This is a genomic window from Streptomyces vulcanius (assembly GCF_042653945.1).
Taxonomy (GTDB): domain Bacteria; phylum Actinomycetota; class Actinomycetes; order Streptomycetales; family Streptomycetaceae; genus Streptomyces; species Streptomyces mangrovi.
On the sequence record NZ_JBHSFK010000087.1, the window covers coordinates 1 to 11,225 of the forward strand.

14 protein-coding genes and 1 pseudogene are annotated in these 11,225 nt (G+C 68.6%); 9 read left to right on the forward strand and 6 right to left on the reverse strand.

Annotation, left to right across the window (positions count from 1 at the left end):
* Positions 1-346 (reverse strand): alpha/beta fold hydrolase (locus tag ACFPIH_RS55610; protein WP_385879407.1); only part of this gene is annotated, 346 nt, incomplete at its 3' end.
* Here ACFPIH_RS55610 and ACFPIH_RS55615 point away from each other — a divergent pair.
* Positions 227-712 carry a TetR/AcrR family transcriptional regulator gene (locus ACFPIH_RS55615; protein WP_385879401.1) on the forward strand — a complete coding sequence of 162 codons (486 nt, stop codon included), beginning with the start codon at positions 227-229 and terminating at the stop codon, positions 710-712. The two genes, ACFPIH_RS55610 and ACFPIH_RS55615, sit on opposite strands and share 120 nt — an antisense overlap.
* A 358-nt stretch (positions 713-1,070) precedes the next feature.
* Here the strand turns inward: ACFPIH_RS55615 and ACFPIH_RS55620 are convergent, their stop codons facing one another.
* The 3 genes and pseudogenes from ACFPIH_RS55620 to ACFPIH_RS56590 form a co-directional block, all read right to left on the reverse strand.
* Positions 1,071-1,637: an HAAS signaling domain-containing protein gene (locus tag ACFPIH_RS55620; RefSeq protein ID WP_381187810.1), complete on the reverse strand. Its 567-nt coding sequence runs from the start codon at positions 1,635-1,637 to the stop codon at positions 1,071-1,073.
* A 39-nt stretch (positions 1,638-1,676) separates the two neighbouring features.
* On the reverse strand, positions 1,677-2,030 hold the full coding sequence (locus tag ACFPIH_RS55625; protein WP_381187813.1) for a PadR family transcriptional regulator: 354 nt from the start codon (positions 2,028-2,030) through the stop codon (positions 1,677-1,679).
* 196 nt (positions 2,031-2,226) lie between these two features.
* Positions 2,227-2,422 (reverse strand): annotated as a pseudogene (locus tag ACFPIH_RS56590) (IS110 family transposase); the annotation flags it as partial.
* A gap of 209 nt (positions 2,423-2,631) precedes the next feature.
* On the opposite strand from ACFPIH_RS56590, the gene ACFPIH_RS55630 reads away from it, so the two are divergent.
* Positions 2,632-3,252 (forward strand): RNA polymerase sigma factor, encoded by a 621-nt coding sequence (locus ACFPIH_RS55630; protein WP_381187816.1) that lies wholly within the window; start codon positions 2,632-2,634, stop codon positions 3,250-3,252.
* On the forward strand, positions 3,249-4,316 hold the full coding sequence (locus ACFPIH_RS55635) for a CU044_5270 family protein (protein WP_381187819.1): 1,068 nt from the start codon (positions 3,249-3,251) through the stop codon (positions 4,314-4,316). Before ACFPIH_RS55630 ends, ACFPIH_RS55635 begins: the two co-directional genes overlap by 4 nt.
* Positions 4,317-4,508: 192 nt before the next feature.
* On the opposite strand, the gene ACFPIH_RS55640 is transcribed toward ACFPIH_RS55635, so the two are convergent.
* Both ACFPIH_RS55640 and ACFPIH_RS55645 read right to left on the reverse strand, forming a co-directional pair.
* Entirely contained in the window at positions 4,509-5,243 is a 735-nt protein-coding gene (locus ACFPIH_RS55640; RefSeq protein ID WP_381187821.1) for a hypothetical protein, read from the reverse strand.
* Complete coding sequence (locus ACFPIH_RS55645) at positions 5,173-5,826, reverse strand: hypothetical protein (protein ID WP_381187824.1); 654 nt, start codon at positions 5,824-5,826, stop codon at positions 5,173-5,175. The genes ACFPIH_RS55640 and ACFPIH_RS55645 overlap by 71 nt, the downstream gene beginning before the upstream one ends.
* Positions 5,827-6,239: 413 nt before the next feature.
* Here ACFPIH_RS55645 and ACFPIH_RS55650 point away from each other — a divergent pair, with 413 nt between their 5' ends.
* The 6 genes from ACFPIH_RS55650 to ACFPIH_RS55675 all read left to right on the forward strand — a co-directional run.
* Positions 6,240-7,178, forward strand: coding sequence for a LysR family transcriptional regulator (locus ACFPIH_RS55650; RefSeq protein WP_381187826.1), 939 nt, complete (start codon positions 6,240-6,242; stop codon positions 7,176-7,178).
* A gap of 128 nt (positions 7,179-7,306) precedes the next feature.
* Positions 7,307-8,020, forward strand: a complete 714-nt coding sequence (locus ACFPIH_RS55655; protein ID WP_381187829.1) for an SDR family NAD(P)-dependent oxidoreductase — start codon at positions 7,307-7,309, stop codon at positions 8,018-8,020.
* A gap of 33 nt (positions 8,021-8,053) precedes the next feature.
* Positions 8,054-8,425 carry a YybH family protein gene (locus tag ACFPIH_RS55660; RefSeq protein WP_381187832.1) on the forward strand — a complete coding sequence of 124 codons (372 nt, stop codon included), beginning with the start codon at positions 8,054-8,056 and terminating at the stop codon, positions 8,423-8,425.
* A 484-nt stretch (positions 8,426-8,909) separates the two neighbouring features.
* Positions 8,910-9,605 carry a type 1 glutamine amidotransferase domain-containing protein gene (locus ACFPIH_RS55665; RefSeq protein ID WP_381187835.1) on the forward strand — a complete coding sequence of 232 codons (696 nt, stop codon included), beginning with the start codon at positions 8,910-8,912 and terminating at the stop codon, positions 9,603-9,605.
* Between the two features lie 297 nt (positions 9,606-9,902).
* Entirely contained in the window at positions 9,903-10,265 is a 363-nt protein-coding gene (locus ACFPIH_RS55670) for a YybH family protein (protein WP_381187838.1), read from the forward strand.
* Between the two features lie 545 nt (positions 10,266-10,810).
* A partial coding sequence (locus tag ACFPIH_RS55675; RefSeq protein WP_381187841.1) for an alpha/beta fold hydrolase occupies positions 10,811-11,225 on the forward strand: 415 nt, incomplete at its 3' end.

Here is an 11,225-nt window from a genome sequence, read left to right on the forward strand (position 1 = left end):
TCTGCCACACCAGGCCCAGGCCGCTGTCGTGGGCCACCGCGTTCTGGATGATCAGCGCCTGCAGCCGCTCCGGATGCGCCATGGCCATCCGGAAGCCGACCGGTCCGCCGTAGTCCTGTACGACGAGGGTGTAGCGCGCGACACCGAGTTCCTCCACGAAGGCGTTCATCACCTGGGCGAGGCGGTCGAAGGTGTACGCGAAGTCGGCCGGCGCCGGAGCGCTGCTGTGCCCGAACCCGGGGAAGTCGGGGGCGACACGCTCTACCGTCGCTTTCCCTCGCGCGAGCGCCTGGTCGAGGCGACGTACCGCAACGAGACCACCAAGCTCTGCGCTGCCGCACCGGATCTGCTGGCATCATCCCCGGCCGACGAGGCGCTCCGCGCCTGGATGGACCGCTTCGTCGATTTCATCGCGACCAAGCACGCCATGGCAGACGCACTCCACGCGGTGCTCGTCGCCGACGGCGACCTGCGCATGCAGACCAGGGACCTGCTCACCGAGGCACTGGCTTCTCTCGTCCGGACGGGCGCCGAAGACGGCACGTTCCGCCCGGACGTCTCCCCTGAAGACGTACTGATGAGCCTCGGCGGCATCACACTCATCGCGGGAGACCCCGGTCAGCGTGACCTTGCCCGCCGGCTCCTGGACCTGCTGATGGACAGCCTCAGGTATGGCGCGAGCAAGCACGGCCGCGGAACCGCGAGCGCCTGAGGCGGCATGTCCGCCGCGCCCCCGCAGAGCCGACCGCCGACGGCGCCATGACGGGCTCCCTGAAGGTCCGGCCCCTCCCGATGGCCTGCCTTACGCAGAGCGGATCAGCGGGATGTGACCCGAAGGGGAGAGCCGGCAGCGCCAGACGTCATCGTGTGCCGGATCGTCGTTGGCCGATTTGTCGACCCGTGACCGGGACACGAACCAACGGCGTTTGACCGTGTAGTTCTGGTCGAACGCCAACCCGTACGACACCATCCGCCTCGTCAGGGGAAAGCGCCTGGAACTCGCGCCGGCCGTCGGGCCGCCCGGTCCACGCCACGCGGTCGGTGACGGTGCCGGCACGGGCGATTCCCCATCATGACGACATGCGCTGCCCTGCCCGGAAGAAGAGGTACACCGACGCGGCCGCCGGGACGAGCACTCCGGGGGCGACGAGAGCGAGCAGCCCCGGGTCGAGCGGCCCCGTTGCCGCTCCGGTGAGGGCCATGCCGACAAGCGCTATGAGGACCGGAAGCGCGGCCGCGGTGCCGATGGTCTTGTCGCGCCTGCTCCAGTGAGGTGCCGCCCACAGCAGCACGAAGCCCGCGATCATGGCAATCCCGCCCAGGACGAGACTGACGCCTCCGAGAAGTGCGGCTACCGGCAGCAGAATCAACGGGGCAAGGCTGCGCCACTTGCTGACCGGCAGCGCAGTGGTCTCGCCTTCGCGGGCGGTTGCCACGATGGTGCGGGGGTCGCCGAGACGGTCCAGGACGGCTGTCACCTCCGCGTCGTCGCGGGCCGGCTGCTCGGCGAACGCCACCGCGATGTGCTCCGTCAGATCGGCAAGAAGTTCGCCCCGGCGCTCCGGAGCCAGGGCTGCGGCTTCGCGCGCCACAGCCTCGAGGTAGGCCACCGCAAGAGGGTGCTCGACGGTCTTCATAGTGAATCTCCAGGTAAAAGCAGTGGGGAGTCCGGTCGTTCAATCGGTGATGAAGCGGTCCACGGCGTCGCGGAAATGCGGCCAGATCTCCGTGAACTCCGCCAGCGCCGCCTCTCCCTGAGAGGTCAGCATGTAGTAACGACGGGGCGGCCCACTTGGGGACTCCTGCCAGGTGGTGTCCACCAAGCCCTCACGGCGCAACCGGGCGAGCAAAGGATAGATCGTCCCCTGGCTGGTAGTCATCACGTTCACCGTGCCAAGCACCTCAAGCAGCTCTACACCGTAGCGAGCGCCATCGCGCAGAAGCCCCAGGACGCAGTACTCCAGCACTCCCTTGCGGAGCTGGCTTTCCGCCTTCCCCGAGCCGTCCTTACTTGCCGCGCCAGGTACCATGCAATACACGGTAACCGGTCTGGCCATGTACGTCCAGTCCGGCCCGGGACCGCCCCGGCCGGGAATCGATACCCCCTCCGGCCACCCCGTGCGGCTGCTCCACCGGACAATTCAGCGGTGAATGAGCCGTCGCACGACGTCGCTCGCAATGCCGCGATCCGGACGTCTTGGCACTCCGGGAGCCCTCTGACTTTGATCAAAGGCGATGGGTGATCGGGGCTGGCGGCTGACGGAAGGTCATGTCGCGGACATGGCGAAGAGCACGTCGACCCGGCGTCTGGCCGGGCAGAGAAGGGCCTGGGTGTGGTGTTTCCCTGGGCGGTCTTCTTGTCGTAGGAGGTGCGGAAGGCCGGCTCGGCCAGCGCGGCGAACGCGGAGCGGAAGAAGGCCCGGTCGGGTAGCAGGTCGCGTTGCCGCGGCCCGGCCCCCTCAGAACCGGGCATGCCAGCTTTCCGGGCGCCTCGGCTCAAGCAGACCCGTTGGCTTCACAGGTCCGCTGCGGCTGCCTGCCCCCTGTCGCGGCGATGTGGCGCAAGACACGGGAACAGGGTCGGGACGACGGAGAGAACAAAGTGTGAGACATACACAACCCAGCGAGTCATTGCGCGCGCGAGTACGGGCAGGGGATCGTGCGGCGTTCGCCGACCTGTACGACCAAAACGCTCGCGCGGTCTACAACCATGCCCTGCGGCTGACCGGCAACTGGTCGGACGCCGAGGAAGTGATGTCCGAGGCCTTCCTCGGCGCCTGGCGCACCCGGGGGACGGTGGATCCGGAGGGCGGATCACTCACACCGTGGCTGCTCGGCATCGCGACGCACAAGGCACACAACGTCAACCGCGGTCTGCGCCGGCGGCTCGCGTTCCTGACTCGCAGCCCGGAGCCCCGGCCGGTGGAGGACTTCGCGAACGAGACGGCCGGCCGGATCGACGATGCCCGCCGCCTCGCGCTGATCCACGGCGCCTTGCGTCAACTGGGTCGCTCGGACCGTGAGGTGATCGCTCTGTGCGTGGGCGCCGGGCTGGACTACCAGCAGGCCGCCGAGGCGCTGGGCATTCCGGTCGGCACCGTGAGGTCGCGGCTCTCGCGTGCCCGGACGCGACTGGCCCGGTACAGCTCCGGTCCGACACCTCAAAAAAATGCGGAACCGCGTGGCCGTCGCGGAGAGCAAAAAAGTGAAGCCGCGATCGCGGCCCTATTCCTGCAGGAGGAAACCCGATGACAACCGACAACCTGCGCGCCGGCTCTGCCCGGAGTGAGGCCGAGGAACTACTGGCGGCTTCGGCCGACTGGGACCTCTCGTCGAGCCGCCTTCTCCACTACAAGGACACTCTGCTGCGGCAGATCGACCACGACGACAGCGCTTCCGCCGAAAGGTCGCCCGCTCCGAATCGCCGCAGGCTGCCTCGCCTGGCTCTGGCATTGCCCGCCATGTCGCTGGGCTTGGTCGGCGCCCTTGCCATCGCGGCCTCCGTCGGCGACCGCGGCTCCGCCCCCGCGGGCGGGCCCACCGCTTCCGCGCCGGCCCAGGTGAACAGCGCGACCGTCACCCTCGGTCGGATCGCCGCCGCGGCCATGAAGACAGACGCCACGCCGGTGAAGGAAAACCAGTTCGTGTACGTCCAGCGCCTGGCGCGCGAGAACAAGGGCGCCTTCAGCGGCCCGGCGGTGCTCGGCGCGACGCACAGGGAAGAGATGTGGATAGCTCAGAAGCCCGGTCCATCGACCACGACCGGCTGGCTCCGATCAAGCGGGAAAGACGCCATAATGCCTGGTCAACTCCTGCCCATCACATCCACGACATCCGTGCGACCCGGTCTCTGGTACCCCACCTACGCATGGCTGGCCTCGCTGCCGACCGACAGCGACAGCCTGCTCAAGCTGCTCGCCAGCCAGACCACGGTGGAACAGGGGGAATCGGAGGATGAGGCCGTCTTCAGGACGATCGGCGACCTGCTGGGCAGTGTGATCATGCCGCCCGCCACCGCCTCTGCTCTGTACAAGGCCGTCGCCAAGGTTCCCGGCATCACCCGGATCCCCGATGCCGTCGACGCGGCCGGGCGCCACGGCATCGGCATCACCCACAGCGACGTCGGTTCCGCGACCAGGTACGTGTTGATCTTCGACAAGGACACTCTCGCTTACATCGGCTCGCAGGCGTACTTCATCAGCGGCGGGGCCAAGGCCAGGGGCACCAAGAGCGACGTGCTGTTCGGCATTGACGCCGTCATGGAACGCGGGGTTGTCGACCGGCAGGGCGAGGTACCCGCGAAGACCACCGGCTGAATCCGACCCCGTCGACAGGAACCGGCCCCCGCTCGCGCGCATCCGCCAAGCCGTCCCTGGTCGGCCATTGGTTCGTCGCGTTGCCTGCCAGTGACCGTGCGGAGAGCGTCGCACCACATCTGACCGGCGGGCTTGTGATCCTCACCGGAGACCACTTCCTGGATTTTCTCCAAGGTTTTCCACAAGCCCCCGTCAGGTCCGCGCTTCCCAACCGGCCTTTGCGCGCGTGTCGCTGTGCACGGTCCGCAGTCGCTCGGCCGGCTCTTTGGCCCCGAACTCCATCAGCACTGTGCACAGACGGTCGATGATGAACTGCTCGGCGTCCGTGGGCAGATCGCTGAAGGACTTCTCCGGGAGCCGCGCGGTCTCCACCCGCGCGGCTCCCGGCGCCGTTGCCGCCACCTGCCTGGCGATCTCGTCCATGGCGGTCACGGTTTCGGTACTGACCGTGGCCGGGGTCTCCAGCAGCAGCTGCGCCAGTGCGCTGGTCGGGTCCTCGCGCAGCAGGTCGCGGAACTGAACGTACTGGGTGACGCGGAGTCGCTGTTCTTCCCGGGCGGCGCTTTCCGCGGCGCGGATGCGCGCGCGGGCCCGGGCATCCTGCAGATCCTCCGGCCGGGCATGAACGTGCACGGTGGGCCACTGCACGCGTACGCCCGGGTCGGCCAGGTTCGCCGGTCGCCCCAGGCGTGCGTTGGCACGGAACTCCAGCTCGGTGCCGGCGAGGATCGGGCAGTCGGCTGCCAGGACCACGACAGCGTCGATGACATGGCAGGCGGCGGCTGATGGATCGTGATGCTGGGCATCGTCCGCTTCCCACTGGCCGTTCGCGTGAACGTCGAAGTGGTAGCCGTCGTCAGCGCTTGCGGCGGTGAATGCAAGGTCGATGGAGCCCGAGCGTGTGGGTGGGGAACGGCGTCCAAACATCTGCCGTACTGCCCTGCGGCCGGGGCCGGGGCCGGTGAGGATCCGCGAGCTGGGTGCGGCGGAGGAGGTCGGCGCGCAACGTGTTGCGTCCGTCCTCGTCGAGAGCGCGGCCTTGGAGCATCCAGCGCTCGGCGAGGCGTACCAGGTTCAGGAAGCGCTGGCCGCGGAGGTCGCCGGTGGGCGTGTCGTGGACAGCGAGCACGAGGGTGGTCAAAATCCGTTCCGCTGCAAGCTGATGGATTGCCGCCGAGTCCAGCCAGGCGATGCAGGAGCGTCGGGCGAGAGGGCTGGGATCGTTGGCTTCCAGGACGGTGCGCCAGCCGTCGATCACCCAGTTGGGGACCGGAGCCGAGTCGTCGCCGAGCAGTGAGGGTCGGCCGCTGTCGTCGAGATGCAGCGTCAGGTTGAGGAACGCGCTGGCGGCAGCCCTGCGGAGCGTCTCCTGGTCGCTGCGGAACCAGGAGGTCAATGTGGTGTGGAGTTTGGAGCGCAGTTCGTCGTCGCTCCACAGGTGGTTGATGGCCTCGCCGACGGCGTCCGCGACTGGGGACGAAAATTGGACACGGTGGAGCGCGCCGCGCACCTCTCCCCTGGAGTTGTGCAGAACTCGTGGAGAGCGAGGCTTGACCTCGGGCGCGGAGATCCGATTCTTCTCTACGCGCTGTGCTCGCGCTCCGCAACCGTGCGCGGCAAGTGGCTGCGGGCCGATCCGCTGAGGATTACCGTCGCCGCGTGCGCCGCTGAACACTTGCTCGACCGTGGCTACTCCGCAAACCACATCGCCCACCCGTCGTCGACCTCCGGATCGTTGACCATCGGCGCAGACCCCGGCGGATGGACATGGAGGACCTGTCCGCCTTTCCGGCGAGCAAGTCCCTGGCCACCTCCGCACCACCCCCCTCCGTCACCGGCGGGCTCATCGTGCGTCCCTACCAGGACCGATGCCACGACCGGCTGCCTCGCTGCCGACAGGCGCGGCCTCTCGGCGCGCGTAGCATGACGCGCGTGGAACTGCGCCAACTCAGGTACTTCGTCGCCGTGGCCGAGGAGCTGAACTTCGGGCGGGCCGCGGAGCGGTTGCTCATCGCGGGCCCCTCGCTCTCCCAGCAGATCAAGGCGCTGGAGCGCGACCTCGGCCTCCGGCTGTTCGACCGGGACCGTCGCTCGGTCGCCCTCACGCAGGCCGGCGCCGCCCTGCTCCCGCACACGCGTGAATTGCTGGAGCGGGCCGAGGACCTCAGACGCCGGGCCGGCCGACTGTCGGGCTCGCAGCCGGTAAGGCTCGGATACGTCAACTGGCTTCCGCCGGACCTGACTTCACGGACGGCCGCGATTGCCCAGGTGCACATCGACGCCTGGGTCGCCCCCTCGCACACCCAGGCCGCGCGGGTCGCCGACGGCAGTCTGGACCTCGCCGTCTGCTGGGTGAGCACCGAGGACCTCCAGCGGCTGGGCCTGCGGGCCCGCCTGATCGGCGCCGACCGGCTCTACGCCGTAGCCAAGGGCGGCGACAGCGGCGAGGCGCTGGATGTGGCGGTCCGGGACACCGACGTCCTGATCGACGACGACCTCACCGCCTGGGCCTCCTGGAACGCGTACGCGCAGGAACTGACGCAGGTCACCGGGGCCCGCGCGGTGCGCATCTCCGACGGTGCCATCACCGGTCCCGCCTACTTCGACCACGTCCGCCGCTGCATCCGCCCTGTCCTCAACTCGCCCAAGGGCCAGACCGCTCCGCTTCCGCCCGACCTGGTCCGCCGCGAGATCGTCGCACCGAAGGTGTACTGGACCTGGTCCCTGGTCTGGCGCGAGAACGAGGACCGTAGCGAAGTCCTGACCGTGGTCGACGCCCTGTGCGAGGGCGTCGGCGACCTCGGAATCCACGCCCCGGACGCCTGGCTGCCCACTGACGATCCGTACGCGGTCCAGAGCTGACCTGTGCTGGGAGACTGCGCCTCCCAGACAGTAGGAAGCCGGTCCTTCCGGCGCAGGGCGGTCTGGCCTACCTTCAAATAGTCGACCGGTCGGCTAGTAATCGTTCAGTTAATTCGGAGAAGGTCAGCATGAGCACACAGCACCAGAAGACCACGATCATCACCGGCGCATCGCAGGGCATCGGCGCCGCACTCGTCGAGGGCTACCGCAAGCTCGGCCACGCCGTCGTCGCCACCTCGCGGAGCATCGCCCCCGTCGACGACGCCGACATCCTCACCGTCCAGGGCGACATCGCGGACCCGGAGACCGCAGAGCGTGTCGTAGGCGCCGCCGTCAAGCGGTTCGGCCGGATCGACACCGTGGTCAACAACGCGGGCGTGTTCGTCGCCAAGCCCTTCACCGACTACACGGCCGAGGACTACGCCGCCGTGACAGCCATCAACCTCGACGGCTTCTTCCACCTCACCCAGCTGGCCCTGCCGCACCTGCTCGCCCAGGGCGGCGGACACATCGTCAGCGTCACCACCAGTCTGGTCGACAGCCCGGACGCCCGCGTCCCCTCCGTCCTCGCCTCGCTGACCAAGGGCGGCCTGCAGGCTGCCACCAAGTCCCTGGCCATCGAGTACGCCACCCGCGGCATCCGCGTCAACGCGGTCTCGCCCGGCACCATCAAGACCCCCATGCACCCGGACGAGACCCACGAGTTCCTCGCCGCCCTGCACCCGGTCAACCGGTTGGGTGAAGTCGGCGATATCGTCGACGCGGTGCTCTTCCTGGAGACGGCGCCGTTCGTCACCGGCGAGATCCTGCACGTCGACGGCGGCATGAGCGCCGGACACTGAGCAGTACGTCAAGTGACTGATCAAGGAACGGGCATGACTACCAAGCACGACGACACGGCAATCCTGCGCCGGGTGCTGGACCAGTGGAAAGCCGCGGTCGACGCACACCAACCCGAGCGCGTCGCCGCCCTCTTCGCGCAGGACGCGGTCTTTCAGGGGCTGCGCCCCTACAGCGTCGGACGCCAGGGGGTCGCCGACTACTACGACTCCCAGCCCATCGGTATGAAGGCGGAGTACAGCATCCTCGAGACCCGACGGCCTGCCGACGACCTCGTCCTCGGCTACCTCGCCGTCGAGTTCTCGTTCACGGACCGGTCCCCGCTGGACGTGAAACTCTCCGTTCTCGTGACCGGTGTCCGGGGCGACTGGTCCATCGCGCACTACCAGGTCTCCCGCCTGGACTGACAGCTTCGGCCCTGAGCGGGCCGTCCTCGCGGGCGTGCTCCTTGATGGGGAACGCCCGCAAGGTTTGGTGCCGTAATCGGTGGTAACGAGGGCGACGGTTGTCGTTGGCGTGCTGTGCGCGATGTCAACGGGCTTGTGTGGTGTTTTCGGACTGTCGTCCCCTCGTCGCCGAGGGGACGACGGACGGGGAGACGCCATCTGGGTGTCGCGCGGACGCGGGACGATCCGGTGCAGTGCCCGGCGTGCGGGCAGCCCACGGGGCGGGTGCACGGCTTCCACGGGCGGGCTGGTCTCGGACGTGCCGGTGGACGGGTTGTGGCGTCGGCACGGGTCCGGCGCCTGACCTGCCGCCGCGCGGACCAGGGACGGTGACCAGGGTGTCCTACTGGTGCGACGACCCGCTTCGTGCCGGACCGTGGACGTAGGTGGAGGCCGGCGACGCAGACGCAGGCCACGAGACCTGGACGACGGGAGTGATGGACCGATGGCGAAGATACTTTTCGTGGTGAGCGGAGCCACGTACTGGACGTTGAAGGACGGTACGAGGCACGCCACGGGTTACTGGGCCGAGGAGTTCGCGGCCCCGTACAAGGCGCTCACGGAAGCCGGCCACGAGGTGGTGGTGGCGACACCCGGCGGCGTGACTCCGAACGTCGACATGATGAGCCTGCGCCCCTCGATGGCGGGCGGTGTGGAGGGAGCCCTCGAGCTGGAGGCCATCATCCGTTCCGCCGAGGTGATGCGGCGGCCCCTGCAGTTGTCGGATGCCCGCATCGAGGACTACGACGCGGTGTACCTGCCCGGCGGCCACGGCCCGATGCAGGACCTGTGGGTGGACGCCGACGCGGGACGGATCCTGACCGCACAGCTCGCCTCGGGCAAGCCGCTCGCGATCGTATGCCACGCCCCCGCCGCGATCCTGTCCACGAGGATCCATGGCGTCTCGCCCTTCAAGGGATACCGGGTCACCGGCTTCACCAACGAAGAGGAGGAAGGTGTCGGGCTGGCCGACAAGGCACCGTGGCTCCTGGAGGACGAGCTGAAGGACAAGATCGGTGTCGAGTTCAGCCGCGGCGAGATGTGGCAGCCGTACCTGGTGGAGGACCGCAACCTGATCACCGGGCAGAACCCCGCATCGGCCGCGGTTGTCGCGGATCGGCTGCTGCAGGTGCTGAAGTAGGCGCACGCCCGTCCGGAGGTGGTCCCGCGGCCCTGCTGACCGCGCATGGGGCGGCGAAGCCCCTCGAACGGCCGACACAGCCGCGGGGGTGCCTCCGCTTCGTCGTGACCGTCGTGCGGATCCTGCCCGGGCCACTGCGTTGAGCGTCCCAGTGCCCGTCGGGGACAGTCGGGCGAGCGCCCTTTGGGCTCGGAGAAGCGGGAGAAGCGGTCCTTGGGCCGGTCCGCGGCCTCGCGGATCTCGGCCCCCATTGCAGACCGGTCGGTTGTCAGCTGGTCGAAGAGGAGGCCTGACGCGATGAACAAGGTGGTCCAGGAGATGGTTGAACGGTGGAGGGTTGCCTTCAACGGGCACCAGCCGGACCGGATGGCGGAACTGTTCGCCCCCGACGCACTGTTCCAGGGCTTCGGTCCGGATGTCCTTGTCGGCCGCGACGCGGTCCGCGGATACTACGAGGCGGTGCCGGTGTACCGGACCGCGACGGACGTCAGCGTCCTCCACAGCTACGCCATCGGTGTCGGGATCGTCGGTGGTTTCGTCGGCCTCGCCTTCCGCGACCCGAAGGACGTGGAGGATCGGGTCCACCTCTCGCTGCTACTCGAGCACAGCGCCGACGGCTGGCAGATCCGCCAGTACCACGTCTCCCGGGTCGGCTCATAGACATGCCCACCCGGAGGGCGGCTGTCCTGATCAACGGGCGAGCCCTCGGCAGGACCATCAGGGTGGCCCACGCCACGACGTCATCGAGGCCGGGCTCGCCGCGGATCTGCATACGTGCCCGACGAGGCCCCGGAGACGTTCGACCAGGCCGCCAGGGGCGTCGGCCGCCTCTGACAGCAGACCCGAAGGGCCGATACCGACTCCCCGGGTTCTGGGCAACCCGAGGTCGTCCAACCTCCGGGGAGCGCAAACCATGGACATGTAAAGTGAAGTCGTCCTCGTGGCGGTGCCCGACGCCGACCGGGCGCAGGAGATCGACACGGCGTTGGGTCCGGGCTCGACCCGGACACCCCCACCGGCCAACACTTCCAGGTGGTACGGGTATCGGGCGCTCCGGCCGTCCGAGCCCGCATACCGCTGGACGTACTGCGGGACAGGATCCGGAGATCCAGCCGTCTTCCACCTTTCGGAGATCCGCCTCGCCGCGTTCAAGGACCTGCACGACCAGGTCGCGCGGGACGCGGTCGCGGAGAGAAAGGTTTCCCATGACGCACTACCGCACTCTCAAGGTCGACGATCTCGAGATCTTCTACCGCGAGGCCGGCGATGCGGACGCCCCCGTCCTGCTGCTCCTGCACGGCTTCCCGTCCTCGTCACGGATGTTCGAACCACTCCTGCAGCGCCTGTCCGACCGGGCGCGGCTGATAGCCCCCGACTTCCCCGGGTTCGGGCACAGCAGCGCTCCGGCGCCGGCCGACTTCGCGTACACCTTCGACCGCCTCGCCCAGGTGATGAACGCCTTCGTGGAGGAACTCGGTGTCGCGCGCTACACGCTCGTCGTACAGGACTACGGCGGACCGGTCGGCTTCCGGATGGCCATGGCGCATCCGGAGCGGCTGCAGGCGCTGATCATCCAGAACGCGGTGGCCCACGACAGCGGCCTGGGCCTGGTGTGGCAGA